The organism is Isoptericola sp. MSGPD8_1_ISO-PGPR-S23-394 (assembly GCF_058072785.1).
Map to the genome: position 1 here is coordinate 921,722 of NZ_CM176517.1, position 25,768 is coordinate 947,489.

Consider the following 25,768-nt stretch of genomic DNA (forward strand, 5'->3'; position numbering starts at 1 on the left):
ACAGGACGATGACGAAGTACATGCTGATCATGCGGGGCACCGACGAGGGACAGGCCGACTACGAGGCGATGGACTTTACCGAGGTCATCGCCGCGATGGGCCGCTACAACGAGCAGATGATGGACGCGGGGGTGCTCACCGCCGGCGAGGGGCTCGCCGACGCCTCCGAGGGCGCCGTCGTCGACTTCTCCACCGACACCCCCGTGGTGACGGACGGGCCGTACGGCGAGACCAAGGAGCTGTTCAACGGCTTCTGGATCCTCGACGTCGCGTCGAAGGACGAGGCCGTCGAGTGGGCCAAGCGGGCGCCGCTCAGCGGGCCCGGCACCAAGCTCGAGGTCCGGCGCGTCCACGGGGTCGAGGACTTCCCCCAGGAGAACGAGTGGATCGAGAAGGAGAAGGAGTGGCGCAAGGAGCTCGGGACCGAGTGAACGGCACCGGCGGGGTGCCCGACGGCGGCACCCCGGCAGCAGCACCGACGTCCGGCGGCGGGGTCGAGGAGGGCCCCGACGCCGGACGCCGCGCGGTCGAGGCCACCTGGCGGATCGAGTCGGCACGGATCGTCGGTGCGCTGGCCCGGTACACCGGCGACCTCGCGCTCGCCGAGGACGTCGCCTCCGAGGCTGTCGCGGAGGCGCTCGTGAGCTGGCCCCGTGACGGTGTGCCGCGCGACCCGACGGGCTGGCTGCTCGCCACCGGGCGTTGTCGGGCGATCGACGCGTTCCGCCGTCGGGCGGCGCGGGACGTGCGGTACGCCGCGTTCGCCCGGGACCTGGGCGAGGGCGGGGCGCACGCGGGGGCCACGCCGTCCGAGGGCGGCGAGCCCGACCTGCTGTGGGACCCCGACCGGATCGAGGACGACAAGCTCGCCCTGATCTTCACCGCCTGCCACCCGGTGCTCGCCAAGGAGGCGCGGGTCGCGCTGACGCTCCGGGTGGTCGGGGGGTTGTCGAGCGAGGAGATCGCGCGTGCCTTCCTGGTCCCCACACCCACGATCCAGGCCCGCATCACGCGGGCGAAGAAGCAGCTCGGTGCGGCCCGGGTCCGGTTCCAGGTCCCGCCGGCCGACGAGCGGACCGCCCGGCTCGGCTCGGTGCTCAACGTCCTGTACCTCATTTTCTCGGAGGGGTCCTCGGCGTCGGGCGGCGGTGACTGGATCCGCACCGACCTCGCCCGCGAGGCGATCCGGCTCGCCCGGGTGCTCGCGCGGCTGGTGCCCGACGAGCCGGAGGTTGCCGGGCTGCTCGCCCTGCTCGAGCTGACGGCCGCCCGGTTCCCCGCACGCACCGGCTCCGACGGCGAGCCGATCCTCCTGGCGGACCAGGACCGCCGTCGCTGGGACGCCGGCGCGATCCGGCGGGGTCGCGCGGCGCTCGCCCGTGCCCAGGGCGCCGGTCGTGGGCTGGGGCCGTACGGCCTGCAGGCGGCGATCGCCGAGCAGCACGACGTCGCCGCCTCCGTGGAGGCCACCGACTGGGACAGCATCGTGGCGCTGTACGAGGCGCTCGGTCGAGTGGCGCCGTCGCCCGTGGTCGAGCTCAACCGTGCGGTGGCCGTGTCGATGGCGTCCGGGCCGGCGGCGGGTCTCGAGGAGGTGGACGCGCTGGCGGGGACCGGCGCGCTGGCCGGCTCCTACCTGCTGCCCAGCGTGCGCGGCGAGCTCCTGTCCCGGCTGGGCCGCCACGCCGAGGCGCGGGCCGAGCTCGAGCTGGCGGCACAGCGGTGCGGCAACGAGCGCGAGCGGGGGGTGCTGGAGGCCAAGGCCGCCGCGCTCGCCTGAGTTGTCAGGATGACCGGGCGGTATCCATCTGCCTCGCCCCGACAGCTCGGCGGCGTGCGGGCAGGGTGGCCACTGCGACCCCGGCGAGCGCGAGGACGCCGCCGAGCAGCGCGGCCGGCGTGGGGATCTCCGCCAGGAGCGCCCACGACAGCAGGACGACGACGGCGGCCACCGCGTAGGTGGTGGCCGCGGTGCGTCCGGCGCTGGCCCGGGTCAGCACGTACCCCCACGTGCTGAACGCGATCGCGGTCGGGAACACTCCGAGATAGACGATGCCGAGCACGGTCGAGGACGTGGCCACGGACACCTGGTCGACCAGGCCCGGCAGGAACGGCAGCGAGACCACCGTGCCGGCGAGGCAGCCGAGCCAGGTCATGGTGAGGGCGTCCACGTGGGGGAGCAGCCGCTTCTGGAGCGTCGCGGCACCGGCGTACAGGACGGCGGAGACGAGGCCCAGCACGACGCCGACGGCGTCGAACCTCCCCGAGGACGTGGCGACGGCGATGATCACGACGCCGGTGAACGCGACGCCGATCCCGACGAGCAGCCGGCGCGGGAACCCCTCGCCGAGGAGCGCGCCGGCGAGGACGGCGACGAGCATGGGCGCGATGTTCACCAGCAGCGCGGTGGTCCCGGCGTCCAGGTGCTGCTCGGCGGCGTTCAGGCTGAGGTTGTACGCGCCGAACCAGGCCACGCCCCAGACCGCGACGAGGAGCAGCAGGCGCCCCCGCGGGACGGCGGCCCGCCCCGGCCCGGCCGTCGGCCCGCCTGTGCGGGCCGCTGCCCCCGCGGCGCGGACGCGCCGCCGGGCGCGCACGACGAGGAGCATCACGGTCAGGGCGACGCTGCCCACGGCGACGCGGCCGAGGGTCAGGGGGCCGGGGTCGACGTCGTGGCCGACGGCGCGGATCGCGACGAAGGCCGACGCCCAGAGCAGCACGGTGACCGCCATCGCCGCGGCCGTGAGGCGTCCGGCGCGGGAGGAGGTGGCGCGTCCGAGGGTGGCTGCCGGGGTGCTCGTCGTCGTCATGGCACGATCGTCGCTCCGAGTACCATTCAGCACCAGTCCTGATGTCTACCGAACGCTTCAGTCCGGCTGTACTGTTGAAGGATGCTCGACGTCCACCGCCTGCGCATCTTCCGCTCGGTCGTGGCGAGCGGCTCCGTCGCCGCTGCCGCCGCCAACCTCGGCTACACGCCGTCGGCCGTGAGCCAGCACGTCACGGCGCTCCAGCGCGAGACCGGCCTGCAGCTCCTCGCCCGGCACGGCCGCGGTGTGCGGCCCACCGCGGCGGGCGAGGCGCTCGCGGCCCAGGCCGACGGCGTCCTCGCGCGGCTCGGCGAGGCCGAGTCGTTCGTCGCGGACCTCCGCTCGGGTCGGACCGGCCGGCTCACCGTCGCGTACTTCGCCTCGGTCGGCGCGGCCTGGCTGCCGCACGTGGTCAGCACCGTCACCGACCGGTTCCCCAGGCTGCGCCTCGAGCTCGAGCTGCGCGAGGAGATCCCCGCCGACCCCGCAGCTCGGGCCGACCTGCAGGTCGTCGTCGCCCGGCAGGGGTACGAGGCAGGTCAGGGCTTCACCGCGCACCACCTGCTCGACGACCCGTACGTCGCCGTCCTGCCTGCCGCCCACCCGTTCGCCGGCCGCGACGAGATCGAGCTCGGAGAGCTGGCCGACGAAGCCTGGGTCGACAACGACTTTGCCCGCGGCTGGTGCCGCCGGAACCTGCTCGAGGCGTGCCGGGCCGCCGGGTTCAGTCCGGCGTTCCGCGTCGAGGCGCACGACTACCCGACCGCCCTCGCGTTCGTCGCCGCCGGGATCGGCATCACCGTGCTCCCCGCGCTGGGTGCCGTGCACCTGCCGCCCGGCACGGTCGGTGTCCCCGCCGTCCGGCCCACGCCCTCGCGGACCATCTACGCGGTGGTGCAGGACGCCGTCGCGCACACGCCGCCGGTCCGGGCCGCGCTCGACGTGCTGCGCGAGGTCGCCGCCGGGAACGTCGCCGCCGAGGCGCACTGACCTGCACCGACGCCCCTCCCGCCGTCGAGTTGTCAGCGTGTGAGCGACGTCGACCTCCCGCAGGTTCTGACAGCTCGGAGCGCTCGCGACCTGTCAGGGTCTCGTCGAGGTATGCGCGGCTCACACTCTGACAACTCGGGGGGAGGGTGGGGCCGCGTAGGCTTGACGCGCACTGCCGCCGGGCGACACGGCCCGCGGCCTCCCGAGACGGATGAGGTTCTCCCGTGACCACCCTGCCCACCGCCACCGGTTCCTTCGGCGACAAGCCCGCGATCACCTTCCCCGAGGGCGACGCGCCGTCGGGCCTGCAGGTCCAGGTCCTCGCCGAGGGCGACGGTCCCGTCGTCGACGCCGGCCGCACCATCGTCGTCAACTACCTCGGCCAGACCTGGGGCGGCGACGTCTTCGACAACTCCTGGGACCGCGGCCAGACCATCGACTTCCCGATCGGCGTCGGTGCCGTCATCGGCGGCTGGGACAAGGGCCTCGTGGGCCGCAACGTCGGCGACCGCGTGCTGCTCTCCATCCCGGCCGAGCACGGCTACGGCTCCCGCGGTGTGCCGCAGGCGGGCATCCCCGGTGGGGCGACGCTGGTCTTCGTCGTCGACGTCGTCGGCGTGCGCTGAGCTCTTCTTCGTCCGGCGGGGTGAAGGGTGCCGTGCACGGTCGCGTTCACGGGCCCCAGGGGGCCCTCCACTTCGGGGAGGACGACCGTGCACGGCACCCTTCACCCCGCCTTGCCCCGCCGCCCGCTCGGGTCCTCCGTCTCGACGGGAGCGGAGGACTGGGCAGGGGTGAGGTCAGCGCTTGCGGGAGCGGGTGACCGTGAAGCGGGGAGCCTGGGCCACGTGGTCCGTGGGGCCGACGGCGCGGACCAGCGAGCCGCGGTAGCGCAGCTTCGTGTTGAACACGCACCACAGCTCACCGCCCGGCCGCAGGATCCGCCCGGCCGTGGCGAACATCCGGTGGGCGGCGTCCGTGCTCACCGCGGCCCGGTCGTGGAACGGTGGGTTGAGGAGGACGAGGTCCGCGCTCGCGTCGGGCAGGTCGGAGCCGACGTCGCTCCTCGTCACGACGCCCTCGACGCCGTTCGCCGCGAGGGTGGCCCGCGTCGAGGCGACCGCCGCCGCGGACCGGTCCGTGGCGACCACCTGGGCGTCCGGGTAGCGGCGACCCAGCACCACGGCGAGCAGCCCCGTGCCGGAGCCGAGGTCGACGGCGTCCTGCACCCGGGGCGCCGCCGGCCACCGGCCCGCCGTGCTCAGCAGGAACCGGGTGCCGTGGTCCAGCCCCGTACCCGCGAAGGTCCCGCCGTGGGCGACCACCTCGACGTGCTCGGCCGGGGCAGCGCCGTCGTGCGTCGGTGTGGCCGCTGCCAGCAGCTCGGGATCCGTGAGGCGCTCGCGCGCCGGGTAGAGCGGTGCGGCCGAACGGACCTCGGGCCGGGGCGTCGTGGCGACCAGGGCGCGGGACTTGCTGCGCGCCAGGGTGGCGTGCACCGACGCGAAGCGGTCGCCGAGCACGTCGTTCATCGACCGGGTCATGTGCTTGATGCGCCCGCCCGCCAGGAGTGTCACGTCGTCGTCGGCGAACCGTGCGACGGCCTCCGCGATCTCAGTGAGCTCGCCCAGCGACTTGGGCAGCTGCAGCAGGACCAGCCGGGCACCGTCGAGCAGCTCGGGGCTCAGCTCGTCCGACGTCGTGACGTGCGACGCGGCGTCCGGCACGCCGTGCGCGTCCTGCGCCCGGGTGGCGTTGTGGAGCGTCGCCGCCTCCGCGTCGATCGTGTCGTGGTGGGCGCGGACGGTCTCGGCACCGAGCGCCAGCGCGCCCAGGGTCAGCGCTCCGAACCGGTCACCGAGGACGACGACGCCGCGCGGCCCGGCGTCCGCGACGAGCGGAGCCGCCTCGGCCAGCAGCAGACGATCGGTGGCGTCCACCGCGACGGGGCCGTCGGGGCGCGAGCCGTCGTCAGGGAACGGGACGAGCGAGGCGAGGACGGTCGCCGCCCGCGTCCCCGGGTCGAGGGGAGACGTCTTGTCGGCGTGGCGCGACGCGTCCGGCCGGGTGGGGTCAGGGGTGTGGTGCACGTGTCCAGTCTCCCCGATGTCGGCCCCGACCACGCCACGGCCGCCCGTCCGTCCCGTCGGGGATCTGGCGGTCTCGGACGGCGGCCTACCCTGGCCCCATGAGTGCAGCCAGCGAGAAGTCCGTGCCGTCGTCGGACGCCCGGGTGACCATCACCTACTGCACGCAGTGCCGCTGGCTCCTGCGGGCCGCCTGGGTGGCCCAGGAGCTCCTGCAGACCTTCCGCACGCGACTCGGGGAGGTGGCGCTGGTGCCGGGCACCGACGGTGTGTTCCGCGTCGAGCTGGTCCGTGCCCCCGGCGCGGAGCCGACGCTGCTGTGGGACCGCAAGGCCGAGGGCGGGTTCCCGGAGATCCCGCCCCTGAAGAAGGCCGTCCGCGACGCCGTGGCCCCGGACCTGCCCCTCGGGCACACGGACCGCGTCGCCGCGGACCAGGCGTCGGCGGACCAGGCGTAGCTCAGCGGGTCTCGCGGGCTGCCTTCCTCGCGGCCTTCTCCGCCTCGGCGGCGACGCGGTCGTCCTCGGCGCGGACCTTCGCGGCCGTCTCGCGCTCGCGGACCAGCCACTCGGGCGGGTCCGCGCGCAGCTCGTCGATCTGCTCGCTCGTGAGGGGGTCGGTGATGCCCCCGCGGGCCAGGCCCGCGATCGAGACGCCGAGCCGTCCGGCGACGACGGGCCGCGGGTGCGGGCCGTTGCGGCGCAGGTCGGCGAGCCACTGCGGGGGGTTCTTCTCGAGCTCCTCGAGCTCGGCGCGCGTGACGCCGTGCTCCTGGAACTCGGGCGGGGTGGCGGGCAGGTACACCCCGAGCTTCTTCGCCGCGTTCGTCGGCTTGAGGACCTGCTGGGAGAAGGGGGTTCCGGCCATGGGCCCAGCCTAGTCGCGGGTGAGCGCCCCCGGCGCCCCGTAGCCTGGGCGCGTGAGCGACGACACGCGACCGGCGCCGGACGAGCCCGGGCCCGACGACGGCGGTAACGGTGCGGCGGACGCCCCCCGGTTCCGGCTGGGGTACGTCCCCGGGGCGACGCCCGGCCGGTGGGCGCGGACGTGGCGCGAGCGGCTGCCCGGCGTCCGGCTCGACCTCGTGCAGGTGGGCGCCGCCGACGTCCCCGGCGCCCTGCGTGGCGGTGAGGTCGAGGCAGCGATCGCGCGACTGCCCGTCGACAAGGACGTCTTCCATGCCATCCCGTTGTACGACGAGCTGCCCGTGGTGGTGGTCTCCCGCGACCACCTGCTGGCCGCGACCGAGGACGACGAGCGGGTCACGGTCGACGACCTGGCCGACGACGTGCTGTGGGTACCCCGCGACGACGTGCTGTTCGACGCCGGCGTCGACCGCCCGGGCCGGCGGCCCGAGGCCTACGACGACGGGACCGGAACCCTGGTGGAGCCCGAGCCGGCGACCACCGAGGAGGCGGTCGCGTGGACCGCCGCCGGGTCTGGCGTCGTCGTGGTGCCGATGTCCCTCGCGCGCCTGCACCACCGCAAGGACGTGGTCACGCGGGTCGTCGACGGCGTGCCGGAGGCGCCCGTAGGCCTGGTGTGGCGCCGGGACGGGCTGACCGAGGACGTCACGGAGCTCGTGGAGGAGATGGTCGGGATCGTCCGCGGCCGGACGGCGAACAGCTCACGCGGCCGAGGCGGGCGAGCCGCCGGGGCCGAGGGCGCGAAGGGTGCGGCGACGGCACGGGCGGGCTCGTCGGGACGCGAGGGTGGCACCGCGAAGGGCGGTCCAGCGAAGGGCGGTCCCGCGAGGGGCCGCTCGGGCCGGGGGAGCGCGGGGGCGTCGGGCCGCCCGTCACGCGGCCGGGGTCGCGCGGGCGGCACCGGGCAGGGCCGGCGCCGCAAGCGGTGACCGCGCCGGCGCTGCCGGCGACGTGCGCAGCGCGAGGACGGCGTCGAGGGTGTCCGCCTCGTCCGCGGTCTTGTCGTCGCGGTAGCGGATGACGCGAGCGAACCGCAGGGCGACACCGCCGGGGTAGCGGGTGGAGCGCTGGACGCCGTCGAACGCGATCTCCACGACCTGTTCCGGTCGGACCGTCACGACCCGGCCGTCGTCGTCCACGGCCAGCTCGCGGAACCGCTGGGTCTGCCAGGCGAGCGTCTCGTCGGTCATCCCCTTGAACGTCTTGCCGAGCATGACGAACCCGCCGCCCGGTTCGCGCGCGCCGAGGTGGATGTTGGACAGCCAGCCCTCCCGGCGCCCTGAGCCCCGCTCGACGGCGAGCACCACGAGGTCGAGCGTGTGCCGCGGCTTGATCTTCACCCAGGCGGCACCGCGCCGTCCGGCGTCGTAGGGGGCGTCGAGCGCCTTGACGACCAGGCCCTCGTGCCCGGCACCGACGGTGTCGTCGAAGAACTGCTGGACGGCGTCGGGGTCGGCGGTCACGACGCGGGGCACGACGGCGGCCGGTGGCGCGACGCGGTCCAGCGCGGCGAGCCGCTCGTGGGCGGGGGCGTCCAGCAGGTCGGTGCCGTCCAGGTGCAGGACGTCGAAGAACCGCACGCTCAGCGGCACCGACGGGGCGGCGGAGCCGACGTCGTGCGTCCCGGTGCGTGCGGCGGTCTCCTGGAACGGGCGCGGGCGTCCGCCGTCGTCCAGGGCGAGGGCCTCGCCGTCGAGCACCGCGGCCCGGACGTCCAGGTCGCGGGCGAGGGACACGACCTCGGGGAGCCGCTCGGTGATGTCGTCCAGGGAACGGGTGAACACCGCGACGTCGCCGCCCGCGACGTGCACCTGGACGCGGATCCCGTCGAGCTTGACGTCCGCGGCCACCTCGGTGCCGTCGAACCGGGCGAGCGCGGCGGCGACGTCGGGGGCGGAGGAGGCGAGCATCGGCCGGACCGGACGCCCGACCCGCAGCCGGAAGTCCTCGAGCGCGCCGACACCGCCGGTGAGGGCGGCCCGGGCGACCGGACCCGACGGTGCGCTGAACATCGCGGCCCGGCGGACGGCCTTCGGCGGTACGTCCGCCGCCGCGGCGATGGCGTCGAGCAGCAGGGAGTCGAGGGCGCCCTGACGCAGCTCACCCAGCACCAGCCCGCGCAGGAAGCGCTGCTCGTCCGGCGTGGCGCGGGCCAGGAGCGCGGCGAGCGCGCCAGAACGTGCCACGTGGGAGCCGGCGCCGGTCAGCGCGGACATGGCCTCGAAGGCCCGGTCCACCTCGACGGGCGTGAGCGTCGGCTCGGTCGCCGCCGCGGGCAGGTCGGTCAGCGACCGCCAGCCGACGCCGGTGCGGCGCTGCCGCAGGCGTCCCGAGAGGAACGAGGCGACGATCTCGACCTCGTCGGCACCCGGGCTGGTCTCCGTGCCGTCGCCGACGCGACGCAGCGCGTCGGCCAGCAGCTCTCGCTTGCGCAGCCGTGAGCGCGTCGCGGCGACGGCGGCGTGGGTCGTGACGAGCTCGGTCAGCAGCACCGTCCCATCGTGGCAGCGGCCACCGACGCCCGCCGGTCGTACCGAGAAGCAGTGCCGCAGGGGCCTCCGGTCGCACCCCGCGGGGCCTCCGGCGGCGCGGCAGGTGCTACGTCGCGGCGGGGATCGCGTGGTCGGCGTCGTAGCCGGCCCGGGCGGCGAGCACGTCGCCGGCATGGTCGAGCGTCCAGCGCTCCATCGCGCGGATCGGTTCGAGCGCGCCCTGCCCGGCGTCGGTGAGGGCGTACTCGACGCGCGGCGGCACCTCGGCGTGGACGGTCCGGGCGACGAGCCCGTCGCGCTCGAGGCCGCGCAGGGTCTGCGTGAGCATCTTCTGGGACACCCCGTCGACCCGGTGCGCGAGCGCAGTGAAGCGCAGCGGGCCGCCGTCGAGCGCGCCGAGGACGAGCACCGACCAGCGGTCGGCGATGCGGTCCAGGACGGTGCGGCTCGGGCAGCCGCGCTGGTACGGGTCGAACGGGAGCTGGTTCACGGTTCCTCCTTGCGCAGCGACATTCTACGACTTAATCTCTCCAATGGAGAGTGACTCTCCATCAGTAACTATCAGAGGAGCACGCCAGATGGCTCGCATCACCGTGATCGGCGGCACCGGCTACGCCGGCACCCACATCGTCCGCGAGGCCGCCACGCGCGGCCACCAGGTCCGATCGCTCAGCCGGTCCGTCCCCACCGAACCGATCGACGGCGTCGCGTACACCGAGGGCTCGGTGCTCGACGACGCCGCGGTCGCCGCCGCGCTCGACGGCGCGGACGTCGTCGTGGCCGCCGTGTCGCCCCGCGGTGACATGGCCGGGCAGGTCCGGCCCGCGTATGCGCGGCTCGCCGCCGCGGCCCAGCAGCGCGGCGTGCGCCTCGCCGTCGTCGGCGGAGCCGCCTCGCTGCAGGTGGCCGAGGGCGGCCCCCGACTGCTCGACACCCCGGAGTTCCCGGACGCGTTCAAGGACGAGGCGAGCGAGTTCACCGGCATCCTCGACGACCTGCGCGCGGGGCCCGCGGAGCTCGACTGGTTCTACCTGAGCCCCGCCGGGACGTTCGGCGCCTACGCCCCGGGCGAGGACACCGGCAGCTATCGCGTCGGCGGGGACGTGCTGGTCACCGACGACGCGGGGCGGTCGGAGATCTCCGGTCCCGACTTCGCCCGCGCCGTCGTCGACGAGATCGAGGAGCCCGCGCACCGGCGCACCCGGTTCACCGTCGCGCACTGACCCGACGTCGTGGAAGGTCACGCTTCAGCGTCCGAGGTGTGACCTTCCACGACGCCGTGGGGCGGCGCGGCCGGTCAGGCGGCGTCCGGGAACGGGACGCCGGTCGTCGCGTGGCAGCGGTAGCCGTGCGGGTTCTTCGTCGCCGACAGGTACTGCTGGTGGTAGTCCTCGGCGTAGAAGAACGGCCCTGCCTCGGCGGCCGGTCGCATGTCGGTGGTGATCGGGTCGTAGCCCCTCGCGGCGAGCACCTGGCCGTAGCGCTCCGCGGTGCCGCGCACGGCCTCCGCCTGCTCTGGCGTCGTCCAGTACACGCCGGACCGGTACTGCGTGCCCACGTCGTTGCCCTGGCGGAAACCCTGGGTCGGGTCGTGCCGCTCCCAGAAGATCCTGAGCAGCTCCTCCTCGGAGACCACCGACGGGTCGTAGGCGACCATCGCCGTCTCGGTGTGCCCGGTGCGCGCCGAGCACACCTCCTCGTAGGTGGGGTTCGGCGTCGTCCCGCCCATGTAACCGACGGCGGTGCTCACCACGCCGGGGACCTGCCAGTAGATCTCCTCCGCGCCCCAGAAGCAGCCCATCGCGAGGTAGAGCACCCTCGTGCCCGGCTCCCACGGTCCGGTGAGCGACGTGCCCAGCACGGTGTGCGTCCGGGGGGCGGGCAGGATCGGGGACTCGCGGCCGGGCAGCGCTTCCTCCGGCGCCACCATCGTGGTCTTCGCCGACTGGCCGAACAGGTTCTCGAACATCGCGTCGCCTCCTTGGTGGGTCACGGGGCCGGTCCGCCGACCCCGCACCTGCGCAACGACGCAGCGTCCCGCCGTGTTCCGCCGTCGGCCCCCGTCGCTGTGGGTGCACGACGCGCCGTTGGCACGACGGGCATGACGGCGTGTCGTGCACCCACAGGGGGAGGGAGGTCAGTCGAGGTCGCGGACGGCCCGGGCCTCGACGTCGGAGAGCACCTCGTCGGCGACGTGCGGGCTCGCGAGCCCCTCCGCCCGCGCCCGGACGACGACGCCGCGCTCCACCTCCACGGCGTCCCGCAGCAGGGCGTCGACGAGCTCGCCGTAGCGGCCCTCGGCGTCGTCGCCGGCGGCACGGGCGCGCGCCAGGGCGAGCTGGGCCGTCAGGTAGCCCTCGTACTGCAGCGCGACGGCGTCCCGCACCGGTGCGGGGACGTCCTCGCGGGCGAGGACCGCCGCCAGCGCGGCGCGGGTGGCCTCCTCGCGCAAGCGGGCCACCTCGGCGGCGTCGTCGACCGTGCTGCCCACACCGAGCCGGCGCACCACGGGGGCGAGCGTGAGGCCCTGCAGCACCAACGTCATCAGCACCACCACGAGCCCGACGAACACCACGGTGTCCCGGTGCGGGAAGTCGTCCCCGGAGGCCACGAGGTGCGGCAGCGCCAGCGCGGACGCCACCGAGACCACCCCTCGCATGCCCGCCCAGGAGATGACGGTCGTCTCCCGCGGCGTGAAGGCGCCGACGCCGGCGACCTCCTCGGGCACGCCCTGGCGGACGGCGTGGGCTGCGAGCCCCCGCTCGAGCAGCCACACCGCGGGGAACATCCACGCGAAGCGCACCGCCACGAGCAGCGCGACGACGGCGAGGGCAAGCGGGAGCGTCGTGGCGGCCACCGGGTTGTCCTCCAGCACCGACGTGAGCTCGAACCCGATGAGGACGAACACGACCCCCGTGATGAGGTAGTCCGCGTACTCCCACACGGACCGGCCGAGCAGCCACCCGCCGGAGCTCACCGACGTGTGGCTGACGTCGCGGAGCAGGAGCCCGAGGGTGAGCACGGCGAGCACGCCCGACCCGTGGAGCTCCTCGGCGAGCAGGTACCCGACGAACGGCAGCGCGAGGGTGATCGTCGTCTCGGCGGCGGGCACCCGGATCCGTCCCAGCAGGCGGTGGCCGAGCCAGCCGACACCGGCCCCCACACCGACCCCGACCACGACGGCGAGCAGCAGGTCCAGGCCCACCTCGCCCGCCGTGACGGACCCGGCGACGACCGCCGCCACCGCCACGTGGTACATCACCAGGGCGGTGGCGTCGTTGAACATGCCCTCGCCCTCGAGCACCGTCACGACCCGTCCCGGCAGCCGCAGCCGGCGGGCGACCGCCGTGGCCGCGACCGGGTCGGGCGGCGCGACGATCGCGCCGAGCACCCAGGCCACCGCCCAGGGCACCCCCGCGGCGTGCGCGACGACGGCGACCACGGCCGCGGAGGCGACGGTCAGCCCGACGGCCGTCAGCAGGATGGGCCGCGCCTGCCCCCGGAACTCGCGCGAGGTCGAACGCTGCGTCGCGGCGAACAGCAGCGGCGGCAGCACGATCGGCAGCACGTGCTCGGGCTCGATCGACAGGTGCGGCGTGCCCGGGACGAGCGGCAGCGCGATGCCGAAGATCGTCAGCAGCACCGGCTGCGGCACCTTGATCCGGTCCGCGAGCGGGGTCAGGACCACCAGGCCCGCGATCACCACACCCCACAGCGCGAGCGATGACATGGGTGCGGCTCCTCGCGGACGACGGCGGTGGTCGCGCACAGTCTGCCCGTCCCGGGAAGGTGCTGCACCCTGTCGGTCGCAGGCCGTAGCGTCGGACCATGACGCCACCGGTCGACGCCGACGCCGACGCCCTGCTCCTGCCCGATGTCGCCGCCTGGCGGGCGTGGCTGGACGAGCACGAGGACACCGTGCCCGACGGCGTGTGGCTCGTCGTGGCGAAGAAGGGCCAGGACGCCCCGACCACCCTCACCCGCGCCACGGCGCTGGAGGAGGCCCTGTGCAGCGGATGGATCGACGCGCAGGCGAAGAGTCGCGACGAGGCGACCAGCCTCCAGCGGTACTGCCCGCGCCGGCGCCGCAGCATCTGGTCCGTGCGCAACCGCGAGATCGTCGCCCGGCTGATCGCCGACGGTCGGATGCGGCCGCGGGGGCACACCGAGATCGAGCGCGCGCAGCAGGACGGCCGCTGGGACGCCGCCTACGCGGGCCCGGCGACCATCGAGGTGCCCCCGGCGCTGTCCGCCGCGCTCGCGCGGAGCCCGCGGGCGGCGGCCCTGTGGGACGTCCTCAGCTCCCAGAACCGGTACGCGATCCTGCACCGGTTGGCGATCGTGAAGAAGGAGGAGACCCGGGTCCGCAACGCGGAGAAGTTCGTCGCGATGCTCGAACGCGGTGAGACGCCCTACCCCGAGCGACGCACGCGCGGCACGGAGCGGTGACGTCCACAGCTTCCCCACACGACCTGCCGGGACACCGCCGAGCGATGCCGCCGCCGCCGCCCTAGTGTGGGCCCGTGGTTACCCCTCAGGAGGCGTCCGCCAGCGGTCGTGACATGGTCCCTGCCAGCGTGCGCGGTGCCGCGGCCTGGTCGTGGCGGCTGCTGATGATCGCTGCCGGTGTCGCCGGCCTCCTCTGGCTCCTCGCCCAGCTCAAGACGATCGTCGTCCCGGTCGCGATCGCGCTGCTCGTCACCATCCTGCTCCGGCCGGTGCGGATCGCCCTGCAGCGCTGGGGCGTGCCCCGCGGGCTGGCCACGACGCTGTCCATCATCGGGCTCATCGCCTTCGTCACCGGTCTGATCGTCATCGCGGGCCAGTCGATCGTCAACGGGTTCCAGGACCTCTGGGACCAGGCCGTCGCGGGCTTCGACGAGTTCCTGTCCTGGCTGTCCGACGGTCCGCTCGGCCTCGACACGGCCACGTTGAGCGACCTCGGCAACCAGGCGCAGGACATGGTCGCGCAGCAGAGCTCCTCGCTGATCACCGGTGCGCTCGGCGCGGCCACGACGGTGGGCCACGTGCTCGTCGGGATCATCATCTCGCTGTTCTGCATCATCTTCTTCCTGCAGGACGGCCGGAACATCTGGACGTGGGTGGTCAACCTCCTGCCGATCGCCGCCCGCGAGAAGGTTCACCAGGCCGGCCGCCGCGGCATGGTGACCCTGTCGTCGTACGTGCGCACGCAGATCCTCGTGGCGCTGGTCGACGCCCTCGGCATCGGCATCGGCGCCGCCTTCTTCGTCCCGGCGCTCGCCATCCCGATCGGGATCCTCGTCTTCGTCGGCTCGTTCGTGCCGATCCTCGGCGCCATCGTCACGGGTGCCATCGCGTGCGCCGTCGTGCTCGTCGCCGAGGGATGGATCGCCGCACTCATCATGCTGGGCATCGTGCTGCTGGTGCAGCAGGCCGAGAGCCACATCCTGCAGCCCTTCCTCATGGGGCACGCCGTCTCGCTGCACCCCGTGGCGGTCGTGCTCGTCGTCGCGGCCGGCAGCCTCGCGGCGGGCCTCATCGGTGCGCTGTTCGCGGTCCCCCTGGCGGCGGTGCTCAACACGGTGATGCAGTACCTGCACGGTCACGACAAGTTCCCCGAGCTCGGCACGGACGACCACCTGCCGCTCCTGCGCCGTCGTCCGTCGCTCGCCGACCTACCAGGTACGCTCCTGTGGCCGAACCGGTCCGGCACGTCCGAGGACGACGGCGCGGCACCCACCACCCCGGGTGACGTTCCTGCCGGACCGGCTCACGACGCCGGACCGGCAGGAGAGAGCAGGACGTGACCGCACCCCACCCCATCCATCGAGTGACGCTCGACGACGTCCGCGCGGCCGCCGCGCTGCTGGAACCGGTGGTGACCCGCACGCCGGTGCACCCGTTCCGGGCGCTGTCCCAGCTGGCGGGGGCCGACGTCGTCCTCAAGTGCGAGAACCTCCAGCGCGCCGGGTCGTTCAAGATCCGCGGCGCGTACACCCGTCTCGCCGGCCTCACGCCGGAGCAGCAGGAGCGGGGGGTCGTCGCGGCCTCCGCGGGGAACCACGCCCAGGGCGTCGCGCTCGCCGCGGAGCAGCTCGGTATCCCCGCCGTCGTCTACATGCCGCAGGGTGCCTCGGTGCCGAAGCTGGAGGCGACGAGGGGATACGGCGCGGAGGTGCGCCAGATCGGGGCCACCGTCGACGAGGCGCTCGGTGCGGCCCGGGCCGAGGCGGCCCGGACCGGCAAGGTGCTGATCCACCCGTTCGACCACGTCGACGTGGTGGCCGGGCAGGGGACGGTCGCCCTCGAGATCCTCGAGCAGGTGCCCGACGTCGGCACGGTCGTCGTGCCGCTCGGTGGCGGCGGGCTCGTGGCCGGGATGGCGACGGTGCTGGCCGAGCTGGCGCCGCACGTGCGGGTCGTGGGGGTGCAGGCCGCCTCGGCGGCGGCCTACCCGGCGTCGCTCGCCGCCGGGCGCCCGATGGCCGGGGACCTCGGCGCGACGATGGCCGACGGCATCGCCGTCGGCACGCCCGGCGACGTGCCCTTCGAGGTGCTCACCCGGCTCGGCGTCGAGGTCCGCACGGTCACCGAGGACCAGATGTCGCGAGCGCTGCTGCTGGTGGCCGAACGCGGCAAGCTCGTCGTCGAGCCGTCGGCCGCGGCGGCGGTCGCCGCGGTCATGGCGTCACCGAACGCCTTCGACGGGACGGTGGTCCCGGTCCTGACCGGGGGGAACATCGACCCGCTCCTGCTGCAGCGGGTCGTCCAGCACGGGCTCGTGGCCGCGGGACGCTACCTGCAGCTGTCCGTGCGCCTGGACGACAAGCCGGGTGCGCTGGCGACCCTGCTGGAGACGATCGCGGCCGCCGAGGGGAACATCGTGCGCGTGGACCACCGGCGCACCGACACCACCCTGGAGGTGTCGGAGGTGCTGGTGACGCTGCAGCTCGAGACCAAGGGCTACGAGCACCGTGCGGCGGTCCTGGACCGGCTGCGCAGCGACGGCTACCGGATCGGGTGACGACAGGGCTCGGCCGAGCGGGACGAGAAGATCCCCGCCGCACGGTCGCGTTCACGGGCGCTGCGCGCCCTGCACTTCGCGTCTGACGACCGTGCGGCGGGGATCTTCTCGTCCCGCCGCGTTGATGCGTGCGGGTCAGACCGTGGTGGTCTCCGGCTCGGTGATGAGCGGGTACACACCGTTCTCGTCATGGACCTCGCGGCCCGTGACCGGCGGGTTGAACACGCAGACGCACTTGATCTCGGTGCGCGGGCGCACCTTGTGCTTGTCGGCGTCGTTGAGCAGGTAGAGCGTGCCGGGCTTGAGCTCGTGCACCTCACCGGTGGCCATGTCCTCGATCTCGCCCTCGCCCGAGGTGATGAAGACGGCCTCGATGTGGTTGGCGTACCAGAAGAAGCTCTCGGTCCCGGCGTACAGCGTGGTCTCGTGCACCGAGAAGCCGACGCCCTCCTTGGCGAGGACGATGCGCTTGGAGCGCCAGTTCTCGGTCTTGATGTCGGCCTCGGTGTCGGTGATCTCGTCGAGGGTGCGGACGATCATGGTTCTCCTCGGTCGTGAAGGTCGGGTGGGGAAGGGGCGGCCGTCAGCCGAGGACGGTGTCGAACGCCTCGTCGAGGATGGCCAGGCCGCGGCGCAGCTCGTCCTCGGCGATGGTCAGCGGCGGGAGCAGCTTGACGACCTCCCCGTCGGGACCGGACGTCTCGACGAGCAGGCCGTGCTCGAACGCGTACTGGGTCACCCGGCCGGCGAGCTCGCCGTCGGGGAGCTGGAGACCGCGGGCCAGGCCGCGCCCCTTGGCGATCAGCTCGTGGTCGGGGTAGCGCGAGACGACCGAGTTGAAGTGGCTCTCGACGATCAGGCCCTTGGCCTTGATCTCCTTCTCGAGGGTGTCGTCGGCCCAGTAGGTCCGGATCGCCTCGGACGCCGTGGCGAACGCGGGCGCGAGCCCACGGAAGGTGCCGTTGTGCTCGCCGGGCTCCCACACGTCGAGCTCGGGGCGCACCAGCGTGATGGCCATCGGCAGGCCGTAGCCGGAGATCGACTTCGACAGGCAGATGATGTCGGGCACGATGCCGGCCTCCTCGAAGGAGAAGAACCCACCGGTGCGGCCGCAGCCCATCTGGATGTCGTCCAGGATGAGGAGGATCCCGTGCGTCTTGCACAGGTCCGCCAGGCCGCGCAGCCACTCGGCGCGGGCGGCGTTGATGCCGCCCTCGCCCTGCACCGTCTCGACGATGACGGCGGCCGGCTCGTTGAGCCCGGAGCCACCGTCCTCGAGCATGCGCTGGAAGTACTGGAAGTCGTCGACGTCACCGTTGAAGTAGTCGTCGTACGGCATGGGGGTGGCGTGCACCAGCGGGATGCCGGCACCGCCGCGCTTCATGGAGTTGCCCGTGACGGACAGCGCGCCGAGCGTCATGCCGTGGAAGGCGTTGGTGAAGTTGATGACCGACTCTCGGCCGGTCACCTTGCGGGCGAGCTTCAACGCCGCCTCGACGGCGTTGGCGCCGCCCGGGCCGGGGAAGACGACCTTGTGGTCGAGGTCGCGCGGCTCGAGGATGTGCGAGCGGAAGGTCTGCAGGAAGTCGCGACGCGCCGTGGTCAGCATGTCGAGCGAGTGGACCATGCGATCGTCCGTGAGGTAGTCGATCAGGACCTTCTTGAGCAGCGGGTTGTTGTGCCCGTAGTTGAGGGATCCTGCGCCCGCGAAGAAGTCGAGGTACTCGGTGCCGTCCTCGGCGTACACGGTGGCGCCGACGGCGCGGTCGAACACCACGGGCCAGGCGCGGGAGTAGCTGCGGACCTCGGACTCGAGGGCGGTGAAGCCTGTCGGGTCATCGGCGGTCGACGCGTCGGACTGGGGGGTCAGGGTCGTCACGAAGGACACTCCTCTGAGGTGGTGCGCGCGGGTGCTTCGAGTGGAGCGGGGGCTACGTCGTCACCTGCGCGCGGGACCGGCGCAGCCCGGGGATCTTGTCAGTGGCGGAAGCCCTCGATCACGAGCAGCGGTTCGGCCTCGTGACCGTCGGGGAAGTGGTGGGCCTCGAAGCCGGACACCTCGGTGAGCGTGGCGTCCCGGGCTGCCGACCAGCGCTGGAAGACGCGGCGGGAGGCGAGGTTGTCCTCGGTGACCGTGGTCACGAGCGAGGTGATCTCGGGCTGGTCGTCGATGACGGCGTCGATGAGCCGTCCGGCGACGCGGCGCCCGCGGGCGCGCTCGTCGACCGCGACCTGCCACAGGAAGTACCGGCCGGGATCGCGCGGCAGCCGGTACCCGGTGACGAAGCCGACGACGTCGTCACCCAGGAGGGCGATGCGGCACGTGTCGCCGAAGTGGTCGGCCAGCAGCAGATAGCTGTACGACGAGTTGAGGTCCAGGGAACCGGAGTCTCGTGCGACCCGCCACATGGCGCCGCCGTCGTCGACGGTGGGCCGGCGGATCGTGAGCGGTGTGGCCTCGTCCGGGGTGGCTGCCTGGGCGGCGGCCGCACCGGACGGGCTGGTCGGAGTGGTCGAGGTACCGTCAGAAATTGTCATACCGCTATCAACCATAGACACGATCGAGGGATAAGCCCACCCCTGCGGGGGGAGATCTGGGTGCGACGTTGACCACAGCCGCACGGTGCCGGGACGTCCGTCGTCGCGCGTCCCGGCACCGTGGTCAGCCCGAGAAGGGCTTGGCGCTGCGGACGAGCACCGGGATGTCGCGTCCGTTCGGTGCGGTGTAGCTCGTGGAGTCACCGACCTTCTTGCCGTCGATGGCCGCGCCGAGCGGGGAGGTGGGGGAGTACACGTCGAGGTCGGTGGTCCCGGCGATCTCGCGCGAGCCCAGCAGGAACGTCATCTCGTCGCCCGCGACCTCGGCGACGACGACCATGCCCGCCTCGACCCTGCCGTCGTCGGCGGGCCTGCTCACCGCGACGTTGCGCAGCTTCTCCGTCAGCTCGCGGATGCGGGCCTCGTTCTTGGCCTGCTCCTCACGAGCCGCGTGGTAGCCGCCGTTCTCCTTGAGGTCACCCTCGTCGCGTGCGGCAGCGATGCGCTCAGCGATCTCGGTGCGGGCCGGGCCGGAGAGGTGCTTCAGCTCGGACTGCAACCGGTCGTGAGCCTCCTGGGTGAGCCAGGTGACGTTGCTCTCGGTCACGAGGGCTCTCCTTTCGTGGTGCTCGTCGCCTGCTCCGGACGGCACGCGTCGGCGCGCCCGGCGGGGCGTCGGTACGCGCGCCGGACGGCGCAGGACTGCGTGTGAATCCCTCAGGATAGCCGACGGGGGCCACGGACCGCGAGGAACACGGCGGGGAGGCGGCTCAGGAACCGTCGGTCTCGCACCCGACGACGTCCGCGGAGGTGGCGAGCTCGGAGGTGCCGACCGACACCTCGTACGCCGAGGTCCGGCCCTCCACGGGTCCCACCGCGACGTCGAGCGTGCCGACCTGCGCGTAGCTCGTCGACAGGGCGTCGACGGTGCAGACGGCCGTCGTGCCGGGGGGCATGTGGACCTGGAAGGTGACGTCGACCTGCTCGGCGTCGACGGCGTCGAACCCGATCATCTCGGCCGTCACCGGGTCGCTCGCGCTCAGCGAGAAGGAGAACCACGCGACGAGCGCGACGGCGGCGGCCAGGGCGACCACGATCGCGGCCCGGGTCCCGCGCCGCCGGCGGGCCTGCGACGTCCGTCGACCGGCCGGCCCCGCGGCGGGACGCGCCGCGCCGTACCGACCGGCGGGGACGGTGGGGGGCTGCTCGGAGGTCATGACACCATTGTCCCCGACGAACGCTGACGTCCCGAACCATCCCTGGAGGACCCTTGGCCGGCGAACCACTGCGTCTCATGGCGGTGCACGCGCACCCGGACGACGAGTCGAGCAAGGGCGCGGCCACGACGGCGCGCTACGCCGCGGAGGGCGTCGAGGTGCTGGTCGTGACCTGCACGGGCGGTGAGCGGGGCGACGTGCTCAACCCGTCGTTCGAACCGCCGTCGGGCCACCGGTTCGACACGCTCGAGGAGAAGCGCGCGGTCCGCCGCCTCGAGATGGCGGCCGCGGCCGCGGCGCTCGGTGTGCGTCAGCACTGGCTCGGGTTCGTCGACTCGGGGCTGCCGGAGGGCGACCCGCTGCCGCCGCTGCCGGACGGCTGCTTCGCGCTGCTGCCCCTGGAGGAGGCGTCCGCCCCCCTGGTCGAGCTCGTGCGCGAGTTCCGCCCGCACGTCATGACGACGTACGACCCCTCGGGCGGCTACCCGCACCCCGACCACATCCGCTGCCACGAGGTCGCGTTCGAGGCCTACCACGCGGCCGGCGACGACAGCCGCTACGTGGTCGACGGCGGCGCCGCCCCGTGGGAGCCGAGCAAGCTCTACTACAACCACGGGTTCTCGGTCGACCGCCTGCGTGCCGTCCACGAGGCGATGGAGGGGGCCGGCCTCGAGTCCCCGTTCGGCGACTGGATCGAGTCGCGGGCCGTCCGGGAGATCCCGGAGCGCCTGGCCACGACGAAGGTCCACGTGGCCGAGTTCTTCGCGCAGCGTGATGCCGCGCTGACCGCGCACGCGTCGCAGATCGACCCCGACGGGTTCTTCTTCGCGGTGCCGCGCGACCTGGAGGCGGACGTGTGGCCCACCGAGGAGTTCGAGCTCGCGGACTCCCGGGTCGAGGCCACGACGCCGGAGGACGACCTGTTCGCCGGCCTCCGGGAGGGATCCTGATGTCCCTGGAGCTGCTCGTGGGCCTGGTCGCCGACGTCGACCCGTCACCCAGCCCGTCGACGCCGCCGCTGGAGGACTGGGAGGTGACGCCCGGGCTGACGGGGTTCCTCGCCACCTTCGGCGTCGCGGTCGCGGCGGTCCTCCTCTTCCTGTCCCTGAGCCGCCACATGCGCAAGGCCAACGCCTACGCGCGGGCGCACGGCATCGAGGTCCCGGAGCGCCGGACCATCGGGTTCCGGCGCGACCGCCCCGAGCCGGAGCGTGCGGCGGCGTCCGCCGGAGAGGCGGCGACCCCGGTCTCCCCGGACGTGCCCGACGACGGCACGCCGGACGAGCCGGGCGGCGGGCGGCCGCCGTCATGACGCGGGTCACGGTCGCGCAGGTCGCCGTCGCGGACGACCACGAGGCGAACCGCTACATGGTCGCCGACGCCTTCGAGGCGGCCGCGGCGGTCGACGCCGAGCTGCTCGTCCTGCCCGAGTACGCCTCCGGGTACCACCGGCACGGCGTCGGCATCGAGCACGCCGAGCCCCTCGACGGTCCGTTCGTGACGACGCTGCGGACCCTCGCGGCGCGGTACGGGGTGGCGGTCGTGGCCGGCACCACGCTGCCGGGCGGCGAACCCGGGCCGGACGACGACGGTCCGCGGCGCGCGGTCAACGCCGTCGTCGCGGTGGGGGCCGACGGCGACCTCGTGGGGGTCTACCGCAAGGTGCACCTGTACGACGCGTTCGGGACCCGCGAGTCCGACCGCCTCGAGCCCGGGCCGGCGGACGCGGAGCCGTTGACCGTCCGCGTCGGCGAGCTCACGTTCGGCGTCATCACCTGCTACGACCTGCGGTTCCCCGAGTCGGCGCGCCGCGTGGTCGACGCGGGCGCGGACGTGCTGGTCGTGCCGGCGGCCTGGGTGGACGGGCCGCTCAAGGCTGAGCACTGGCGCACGCTGCTGACGGCCCGGGCCATCGAGAACACCGCCGTGGTGATCGGCGTGGGCATGGCCGGCAAGGGTGTCACGGGACGGTCGCTGCTGGCCGGGCCGGACGGCGTCGTCGGCCTGGAGCTCGACGAGCGGCCGCAGTACCGGACCGTGGACCTGGACCCCGAGGGGCTCGCCGCCGTGCGTCGCGCCAACCCGTCGCTGGCCAACCGCCGGTACACCGTCGTGCCGCGCTGAGCCCGTCCACGCCGAGCTCCTCAGACGGCGGCGAGGTAGATCGCGACGGTGTGGCAGGTGAACCCCACGACCGTCAGGGCGTGGAAGATCTCGTGGAACCCGAACCAGCGGGGCGACGGGTCCGGGAACTTGGTCCCGTACACGACGGCGCCCACCGTGTAGGCCAGCCCGCCGCCGGCGACCAGCCACACGACCGCGGGGCCGCCGGCGGCGCCGAACTGCCCCAGGTAGGCGACCGCCACCCAGCCGAGCGCTACGTAGACCGGCACGTAGAACCAGCGCGGTGCGTTCATCCACAGCACGCGCGCCAGGAGCCCGGCGACCGCGCCGGTCCACACGATCGTCAGCAGGGTGGTCGCCGTGCGCGGGTCGAGGAGCATGACCGCGAGCGGGGTGTACGTGCCCGCGATGATGAGGAAGATGTTGGCGTGGTCCATGCGGCGCAGGACGGCCGCCACCCGGGGCGACCAGCTGCCGAGGTGGTAGACGGCGCTGGTGCCGAAGAGCAGGAACGCGCTGAGCCCGAAGACGGCGGCGGCCACCTTGCCGGCCACCGGCTCCGCGAGCACGACGAGGACGATGCTCGCCACGAGGGCCAGCGGCGTGGTGACGGCGTGGATCCAGCCACGCAGGTGCGGCTTGAGCCGTCGCGCGGCCTCCTTCGCCTCGAGCGCCACCTCCTGGGCGGCGGCGGTGAGGTCGCTCGTCTCCGGCGCCCCGGACCGGGGCGCGCGTCGCCCGGTTCTTCCTGACACGTGATCTCCCTGCTCGGTGCTTCCTGCTCGGTGCCGTGGCGTGCCAGCGTCCGCTGCGTACCCCCGACCGACAACCTACGGTCCCGTAGGTTATGCCAGCGTAGGCGATCGCTCCGCGCCGTGTCGCGCCCGCGTGTGAAGATCGTGCGACGAGGCGACGCACCCTCGCCGGGGGCCTGCGTCCGGCGTGCCGCCCGTGCTCGGGGGAGCGGTACCGTTGTCCCGATTCGTCCGCCTCACCCGTGAAGGACCAGCGTGCGCCTGCCCCATCCGCTGTACAGCCTGTACGAGCGTCGGCTCGCCGGCTCGCTGGACCACGAGCAGATGCCGCGGCACGTCGGCGTCATCCTCGACGGCAACCGGCGCTGGGCGAAGTCGTTCGGCGAGACGGCGGCCACCGGGCACCGCAAGGGCGCCGACAAGATCACCGAGTTCCTGGGCTGGGCCGAGGAGCTCGGGATCGAGGTCGTGACGCTGTGGATGCTCTCCACGGACAACCTGGCCCGCCCGAAGGACGAGCTGGCCAACCTGCTCGACATCATCGAGGACGCGGTGCGCGACCTCGCCGGGTCCGGCCGCTGGCGGCTGCGGATCATGGGACGCCTGGACCTGCTGCCCGAACGTCTCGCCGCCGCCCTGCGCGCCGCGGCCGCCGAGACGGCGCAGGTGGACGGCCTGCACGTCAACGTCGCCGTGGGCTATGGCGGGCGGCACGAGATCGCCGACGCCGTGCGGTCCTACCTGCGGGCGGCGGAGGTCGACGGCACGACGCTCGCCGAGCTCGCCGAGCGGCTGGACGTCGAGGACATCGCCGCCCACCTCTACACCAAGGGCCAGCCCGACCCGGAGCTGGTGATCCGCACGTCGGGCGAGCTGCGGGTGGGCGGCTTCCTCATGTGGCAGAGCGCGCACTCCGAGCTGTCCTTCGTCGAGGCCTTCTGGCCCGACTTCCGGCGTGTCGACTTCCTGCGGGCGCTGCGCGACTTCTCCCGGCGTGAGCGCCGGCTGGGACGATAGGTACCGACACACCGCGGCGACGACGCCGGGACGGGAGACTCCATGACACCGACCGACAGCCCCCTGCCCGGCACCGCCCGGGACGCCGCCCGGACGTGGGAGGCGCTGTTCCGCACCCAGGTCACGCTCATGCGCCGGTTCCAGGCGGACGCGGTCTGGCACGAGATCTCCATCCGTGAGTACGACGTGCTCTTCACCCTGTCCCGCGCCGCCGACGGCACGATGCGGCTGCGCGACCTCAACGAGAGCGTGCTCATGGCCCAGTCCTCGCTCTCCCGTCTCGTCGAGCGGCTCGAGGACCGTGAGCTGGTGCTGCGCTCGGTCCCGGTGGACGACGCCCGCGGGACCCTCGTGGCCCTGACCGAGACGGGGCGGAGGATGCAGCGTGCTGTCGGTCGACGGCACGTGCGTGCCATGGAGCAGTACGTCGGCGGTGCGCTCGACACGGCCGAGCAGGCAGAGCTGACGCGCCTGCTCGACAAGCTGCGGGGTGCCCAGTCCGGGATCCCGGACTGGTCCCCCCGGGGTTGATCGGTGCCGATATCCTCGGCGCGTGACCTCGCCGACGCCTGCTGAGACCACGGGGCCCGCTGCGGTTCCCCCGACGCCCGACGCACCCCACGTCGTCGTCGTCCCCGACTCCTTCAAGGGCAGCCTCGCGGCCCCCGACGTCGCCGCGGCGCTGCGCGACGGGGTGCTCGCCGCGGCGCCCGACGCCCGGGTGACGTGCCTGGCCATGGCCGACGGCGGCGAGGGCACCCTCGACGCGCTGCTCACCACCTGGCGGTCGCCGGTCCGTCAGGTCGCGACCGTCGACGCCGTCGGCCGGGCCACCACCGCGCGCTACTCCGTCTCGCCCGACGGGCGCACCGGCGTCGTCGAGCTCGCGGAGGCCAGCGGCCTGCCCGCCGTGAGCGACGTGCCCCTGCAGCCGCTGCACGCCGGCACCCGCGGCACCGGCGACGTCGCGGCGGCTGTGCTCGACGCGGGCGTGCAGGAGGTGCTCGTCTGCCTCGGCGGGTCCGCGTCCACGGACGGCGGGGCGGGTCTCCTCGTCGGCCTGGGTGCGCGCCTCCTGGACGCGGACGGCCGGTCCGTGCCCGACGGCGGGGAGGGGCTCGCGCAGGTCGCGCAGCTCGATCTGTCCGGCCTGCACCCGCGCGCCCGCCAGGTGCGGTGGCGGCTGGCCGTCGACGTCACCAACCCGCTGGTCGGCGAGCTCGGCGCGGCGGCCGTGTTCGCCCCGCAGAAGGGCGCCGGCACCGGGGAGGTGGCCTTCCTGGACGAGGCGCTGACCCGGTGGGCGAACCTGCTCGAGCGGGAGACCGGCGTCCGGACGCACGACCTCCCGGGCGCGGGGGCCGCCGGCGGGGTCCCGGCGGCCCTCGTGGCGCTGCTCGGCGCCGAGCCGGAACCGGGTGCCACCCTGGTCGCGGAGGCGGTCGGGCTGCCGGCCGCGCTCGAGGACGCCGTCCTGGTGCTCACCGGCGAGGGGTCGTTCGACTCCCAGTCGGTGCGCGGCAAGGTGGCCGACGGCGTCGCGCGGCTCGCCGCGGCGTCTCTCGCCCGCCCACCGGTCGTCGTGGTCGCGGGCCAGGTCCTGCTGCCCGCCGAGCAGACGCGGGCCGCCGGGATCACGGCGGCGTTCTCGATCGCGCCGGGGCCCGTCGGGCTCGATGACCTGATGTCGCGCACGGCGGCGCGCCTGACCGACGTCGCGGCGTCGGTGACGAACCTGACCCTCGCCCGGCGCTGACGCCACCGAGACTTCGCCCGACGGTCGCCCCGGGGACGGTTCGCGGCAAC

Annotated in this window: 29 protein-coding genes; 16 read left to right on the plus strand and 13 right to left on the minus strand. The window is 73.9% G+C overall.

The features are described from left to right. Positions 1 to 8: 8 nt before the first annotated feature. A complete protein-coding gene (locus AC3RJ8_RS04120) occupies positions 9 to 431 on the plus strand; it encodes a YciI family protein (RefSeq protein ID WP_489714673.1) in 423 nt (140 codons plus the stop codon). Further along, positions 428 to 1,780: an RNA polymerase sigma factor gene (locus tag AC3RJ8_RS04125; RefSeq protein WP_489714674.1), complete on the plus strand. Its 1,353-nt coding sequence runs from the start codon at positions 428 to 430 to the stop codon at positions 1,778 to 1,780. Before AC3RJ8_RS04120 ends, AC3RJ8_RS04125 begins: the two co-directional genes overlap by 4 nt. Before the next feature lie 4 nt (positions 1,781 to 1,784). On the opposite strand, the gene AC3RJ8_RS04130 is transcribed toward AC3RJ8_RS04125, so the two are convergent. After that, on the minus strand, positions 1,785 to 2,810 hold the full coding sequence (locus tag AC3RJ8_RS04130) for a DMT family transporter (RefSeq protein ID WP_489714675.1): 1,026 nt from the start codon (positions 2,808 to 2,810) through the stop codon (positions 1,785 to 1,787). An 81-nt stretch (positions 2,811 to 2,891) separates the two neighbouring features. On the opposite strand from AC3RJ8_RS04130, the gene AC3RJ8_RS04135 reads away from it, so the two are divergent. After that, positions 2,892 to 3,800: a LysR family transcriptional regulator gene (locus AC3RJ8_RS04135; RefSeq protein WP_489714676.1), complete on the plus strand. Its 909-nt coding sequence runs from the start codon at positions 2,892 to 2,894 to the stop codon at positions 3,798 to 3,800. Positions 3,801 to 4,024: 224 nt separating this feature from the next. Further along, on the plus strand, positions 4,025 to 4,426 hold the full coding sequence (locus AC3RJ8_RS04140; RefSeq protein WP_489714677.1) for an FKBP-type peptidyl-prolyl cis-trans isomerase: 402 nt from the start codon (positions 4,025 to 4,027) through the stop codon (positions 4,424 to 4,426). A 174-nt stretch (positions 4,427 to 4,600) separates the two neighbouring features. Here AC3RJ8_RS04140 and AC3RJ8_RS04145 read toward each other — a convergent pair whose 3' ends face one another. Beyond that, positions 4,601 to 5,890 (minus strand): class I SAM-dependent methyltransferase, encoded by a 1,290-nt coding sequence (locus tag AC3RJ8_RS04145; protein ID WP_489714678.1) that lies wholly within the window; start codon positions 5,888 to 5,890, stop codon positions 4,601 to 4,603. Between the two features lie 98 nt (positions 5,891 to 5,988). Between AC3RJ8_RS04145 and AC3RJ8_RS04150 the strand changes: the two genes are divergently transcribed. Further along, complete coding sequence (locus AC3RJ8_RS04150) at positions 5,989 to 6,345, plus strand: Rdx family protein (RefSeq protein ID WP_489714679.1); 357 nt, start codon at positions 5,989 to 5,991, stop codon at positions 6,343 to 6,345. 1 nt (position 6,346) lies between these two features. Here the strand turns inward: AC3RJ8_RS04150 and AC3RJ8_RS04155 are convergent, their stop codons facing one another. Next, a complete protein-coding gene (locus tag AC3RJ8_RS04155; RefSeq protein ID WP_489714680.1) occupies positions 6,347 to 6,754 on the minus strand; it encodes a DUF5997 family protein in 408 nt (135 codons plus the stop codon). 52 nt (positions 6,755 to 6,806) lie between these two features. Here AC3RJ8_RS04155 and AC3RJ8_RS04160 point away from each other — a divergent pair, with 52 nt between their 5' ends. Continuing rightward, positions 6,807 to 7,742 (plus strand): LysR family transcriptional regulator substrate-binding protein, encoded by a 936-nt coding sequence (locus AC3RJ8_RS04160; protein ID WP_489714681.1) that lies wholly within the window; start codon positions 6,807 to 6,809, stop codon positions 7,740 to 7,742. Here the strand turns inward: AC3RJ8_RS04160 and AC3RJ8_RS04165 are convergent. After that, positions 7,686 to 9,305: an ATP-dependent DNA ligase gene (locus tag AC3RJ8_RS04165; RefSeq protein ID WP_489714682.1), complete on the minus strand. Its 1,620-nt coding sequence runs from the start codon at positions 9,303 to 9,305 to the stop codon at positions 7,686 to 7,688. The genes AC3RJ8_RS04160 and AC3RJ8_RS04165 overlap by 57 nt on opposite strands. Before the next feature lie 106 nt (positions 9,306 to 9,411). After that, positions 9,412 to 9,795, minus strand: coding sequence for a winged helix-turn-helix transcriptional regulator (locus AC3RJ8_RS04170; protein WP_489714683.1), 384 nt, complete (start codon positions 9,793 to 9,795; stop codon positions 9,412 to 9,414). An 88-nt stretch (positions 9,796 to 9,883) separates the two neighbouring features. On the opposite strand from AC3RJ8_RS04170, the gene AC3RJ8_RS04175 reads away from it, so the two are divergent. Next, positions 9,884 to 10,528: an NAD(P)-dependent oxidoreductase gene (locus AC3RJ8_RS04175; RefSeq protein ID WP_489714684.1), complete on the plus strand. Its 645-nt coding sequence runs from the start codon at positions 9,884 to 9,886 to the stop codon at positions 10,526 to 10,528. Between the two features lie 74 nt (positions 10,529 to 10,602). Here AC3RJ8_RS04175 and msrA read toward each other — a convergent pair whose 3' ends face one another. Further along, positions 10,603 to 11,274, minus strand: a complete 672-nt coding sequence (gene msrA, locus AC3RJ8_RS04180) for a peptide-methionine (S)-S-oxide reductase MsrA (protein ID WP_489714685.1) — start codon at positions 11,272 to 11,274, stop codon at positions 10,603 to 10,605. 168 nt (positions 11,275 to 11,442) lie between these two features. Next, positions 11,443 to 13,035 carry a Na+/H+ antiporter gene (locus AC3RJ8_RS04185; RefSeq protein WP_489714686.1) on the minus strand — a complete coding sequence of 531 codons (1,593 nt, stop codon included), beginning with the start codon at positions 13,033 to 13,035 and terminating at the stop codon, positions 11,443 to 11,445. Between the two features lie 98 nt (positions 13,036 to 13,133). Between AC3RJ8_RS04185 and AC3RJ8_RS04190 the strand changes: the two genes are divergently transcribed. From AC3RJ8_RS04190 to ilvA, 3 genes are all read left to right on the plus strand, one after another. Then, complete coding sequence (locus AC3RJ8_RS04190) at positions 13,134 to 13,754, plus strand: YdeI/OmpD-associated family protein (RefSeq protein ID WP_489714687.1); 621 nt, start codon at positions 13,134 to 13,136, stop codon at positions 13,752 to 13,754. 113 nt (positions 13,755 to 13,867) lie between these two features. Beyond that, complete coding sequence (locus AC3RJ8_RS04195; protein WP_489714688.1) at positions 13,868 to 15,094, plus strand: AI-2E family transporter; 1,227 nt, start codon at positions 13,868 to 13,870, stop codon at positions 15,092 to 15,094. Continuing rightward, positions 15,091 to 16,311, plus strand: coding sequence for a threonine ammonia-lyase (gene ilvA, locus AC3RJ8_RS04200; protein ID WP_489714689.1), 1,221 nt, complete (start codon positions 15,091 to 15,093; stop codon positions 16,309 to 16,311). The genes AC3RJ8_RS04195 and ilvA overlap by 4 nt, the downstream gene beginning before the upstream one ends. A gap of 135 nt (positions 16,312 to 16,446) precedes the next feature. Here ilvA and AC3RJ8_RS04205 read toward each other — a convergent pair whose 3' ends face one another. The 5 genes from AC3RJ8_RS04205 to AC3RJ8_RS04225 form a co-directional block, all read right to left on the minus strand. Continuing rightward, a complete protein-coding gene (locus AC3RJ8_RS04205; RefSeq protein WP_489714690.1) occupies positions 16,447 to 16,851 on the minus strand; it encodes an ectoine synthase in 405 nt (134 codons plus the stop codon). Between the two features lie 43 nt (positions 16,852 to 16,894). Beyond that, a complete protein-coding gene (gene ectB, locus AC3RJ8_RS04210) occupies positions 16,895 to 18,190 on the minus strand; it encodes a diaminobutyrate--2-oxoglutarate transaminase (protein WP_489714691.1) in 1,296 nt (431 codons plus the stop codon). 98 nt (positions 18,191 to 18,288) lie between these two features. Then, complete coding sequence (gene ectA / locus AC3RJ8_RS04215) at positions 18,289 to 18,849, minus strand: diaminobutyrate acetyltransferase (RefSeq protein ID WP_407316776.1); 561 nt, start codon at positions 18,847 to 18,849, stop codon at positions 18,289 to 18,291. A 124-nt stretch (positions 18,850 to 18,973) separates the two neighbouring features. After that, on the minus strand, positions 18,974 to 19,456 hold the full coding sequence (greA, locus tag AC3RJ8_RS04220) for a transcription elongation factor GreA (RefSeq protein ID WP_489714692.1): 483 nt from the start codon (positions 19,454 to 19,456) through the stop codon (positions 18,974 to 18,976). Positions 19,457 to 19,619: 163 nt separating this feature from the next. After that, positions 19,620 to 20,066 carry a DUF4307 domain-containing protein gene (locus AC3RJ8_RS04225; protein ID WP_489714693.1) on the minus strand — a complete coding sequence of 149 codons (447 nt, stop codon included), beginning with the start codon at positions 20,064 to 20,066 and terminating at the stop codon, positions 19,620 to 19,622. A 53-nt stretch (positions 20,067 to 20,119) separates the two neighbouring features. Between AC3RJ8_RS04225 and mca the strand changes: the two genes are divergently transcribed. The 3 genes from mca to AC3RJ8_RS04240 are packed head-to-tail and all read left to right on the plus strand — an operon-like array spanning position 20,120 to position 22,190. Beyond that, positions 20,120 to 21,016, plus strand: coding sequence for a mycothiol conjugate amidase Mca (mca, locus tag AC3RJ8_RS04230; protein WP_489714694.1), 897 nt, complete (start codon positions 20,120 to 20,122; stop codon positions 21,014 to 21,016). Next, positions 21,016 to 21,378, plus strand: a complete 363-nt coding sequence (locus tag AC3RJ8_RS04235) for a hypothetical protein (RefSeq protein ID WP_489714695.1) — start codon at positions 21,016 to 21,018, stop codon at positions 21,376 to 21,378. Before mca ends, AC3RJ8_RS04235 begins: the two co-directional genes overlap by 1 nt. Then, the gene (locus tag AC3RJ8_RS04240; RefSeq protein WP_489714696.1) at positions 21,375 to 22,190 is read left to right on the plus strand and encodes a carbon-nitrogen hydrolase family protein; all 816 of its coding nucleotides are present in this window, start codon (positions 21,375 to 21,377) and stop codon (positions 22,188 to 22,190) included. The genes AC3RJ8_RS04235 and AC3RJ8_RS04240 overlap by 4 nt, the downstream gene beginning before the upstream one ends. A 20-nt stretch (positions 22,191 to 22,210) precedes the next feature. Here AC3RJ8_RS04240 and trhA read toward each other — a convergent pair whose 3' ends face one another. After that, a complete protein-coding gene (gene trhA / locus AC3RJ8_RS04245; protein ID WP_489715571.1) occupies positions 22,211 to 22,867 on the minus strand; it encodes a PAQR family membrane homeostasis protein TrhA in 657 nt (218 codons plus the stop codon). A 333-nt stretch (positions 22,868 to 23,200) separates the two neighbouring features. On the opposite strand from trhA, the gene AC3RJ8_RS04250 reads away from it, so the two are divergent. The 3 genes from AC3RJ8_RS04250 to AC3RJ8_RS04260 are packed head-to-tail and all read left to right on the plus strand — an operon-like array spanning position 23,201 to position 25,718. Then, positions 23,201 to 23,962: an isoprenyl transferase gene (locus AC3RJ8_RS04250; protein WP_489714697.1), complete on the plus strand. Its 762-nt coding sequence runs from the start codon at positions 23,201 to 23,203 to the stop codon at positions 23,960 to 23,962. 42 nt (positions 23,963 to 24,004) lie between these two features. Continuing rightward, the gene (locus AC3RJ8_RS04255) at positions 24,005 to 24,493 is read left to right on the plus strand and encodes a MarR family winged helix-turn-helix transcriptional regulator (protein WP_489714698.1); all 489 of its coding nucleotides are present in this window, start codon (positions 24,005 to 24,007) and stop codon (positions 24,491 to 24,493) included. A gap of 22 nt (positions 24,494 to 24,515) precedes the next feature. Next, positions 24,516 to 25,718 carry a glycerate kinase gene (locus tag AC3RJ8_RS04260; RefSeq protein WP_489714699.1) on the plus strand — a complete coding sequence of 401 codons (1,203 nt, stop codon included), beginning with the start codon at positions 24,516 to 24,518 and terminating at the stop codon, positions 25,716 to 25,718. The last annotated feature ends 50 nt before the right edge of the window (positions 25,719 to 25,768 follow it).

What these genes read in the sequence shown, in the direction of transcription:
- AC3RJ8_RS04120 (WP_489714673.1), top strand. Translation starts at nt 9, where the DNA reads ATGACGAAGTACATGCTGATCATGCGGGGCACCGACGAGGGACAGGCC.
- AC3RJ8_RS04130 (WP_489714675.1), bottom strand. Translation starts at nt 2,810, where the DNA reads ATGACGACGACGAGCACCCCGGCAGCCACCCTCGGACGCGCCACCTCC.
- AC3RJ8_RS04135 (WP_489714676.1), top strand. Translation starts at nt 2,892, where the DNA reads ATGCTCGACGTCCACCGCCTGCGCATCTTCCGCTCGGTCGTGGCGAGC.
- AC3RJ8_RS04150 (WP_489714679.1), top strand. Translation starts at nt 5,989, where the DNA reads ATGAGTGCAGCCAGCGAGAAGTCCGTGCCGTCGTCGGACGCCCGGGTG.
- AC3RJ8_RS04155 (WP_489714680.1), bottom strand. Translation starts at nt 6,754, where the DNA reads ATGGCCGGAACCCCCTTCTCCCAGCAGGTCCTCAAGCCGACGAACGCG.
- AC3RJ8_RS04175 (WP_489714684.1), top strand. Translation starts at nt 9,884, where the DNA reads ATGGCTCGCATCACCGTGATCGGCGGCACCGGCTACGCCGGCACCCAC.
- msrA (WP_489714685.1), bottom strand. Translation starts at nt 11,274, where the DNA reads ATGTTCGAGAACCTGTTCGGCCAGTCGGCGAAGACCACGATGGTGGCG.
- AC3RJ8_RS04185 (WP_489714686.1), bottom strand. Translation starts at nt 13,035, where the DNA reads ATGTCATCGCTCGCGCTGTGGGGTGTGGTGATCGCGGGCCTGGTGGTC.
- AC3RJ8_RS04190 (WP_489714687.1), top strand. Translation starts at nt 13,134, where the DNA reads ATGACGCCACCGGTCGACGCCGACGCCGACGCCCTGCTCCTGCCCGAT.
- AC3RJ8_RS04195 (WP_489714688.1), top strand. Translation starts at nt 13,868, where the DNA reads ATGGTCCCTGCCAGCGTGCGCGGTGCCGCGGCCTGGTCGTGGCGGCTG.
- AC3RJ8_RS04205 (WP_489714690.1), bottom strand. Translation starts at nt 16,851, where the DNA reads ATGATCGTCCGCACCCTCGACGAGATCACCGACACCGAGGCCGACATC.
- ectA (WP_407316776.1), bottom strand. Translation starts at nt 18,849, where the DNA reads ATGACAATTTCTGACGGTACCTCGACCACTCCGACCAGCCCGTCCGGT.
- AC3RJ8_RS04225 (WP_489714693.1), bottom strand. Translation starts at nt 20,066, where the DNA reads ATGACCTCCGAGCAGCCCCCCACCGTCCCCGCCGGTCGGTACGGCGCG.
- AC3RJ8_RS04235 (WP_489714695.1), top strand. Translation starts at nt 21,016, where the DNA reads ATGTCCCTGGAGCTGCTCGTGGGCCTGGTCGCCGACGTCGACCCGTCA.
- AC3RJ8_RS04240 (WP_489714696.1), top strand. Translation starts at nt 21,375, where the DNA reads ATGACGCGGGTCACGGTCGCGCAGGTCGCCGTCGCGGACGACCACGAG.
- AC3RJ8_RS04255 (WP_489714698.1), top strand. Translation starts at nt 24,005, where the DNA reads ATGACACCGACCGACAGCCCCCTGCCCGGCACCGCCCGGGACGCCGCC.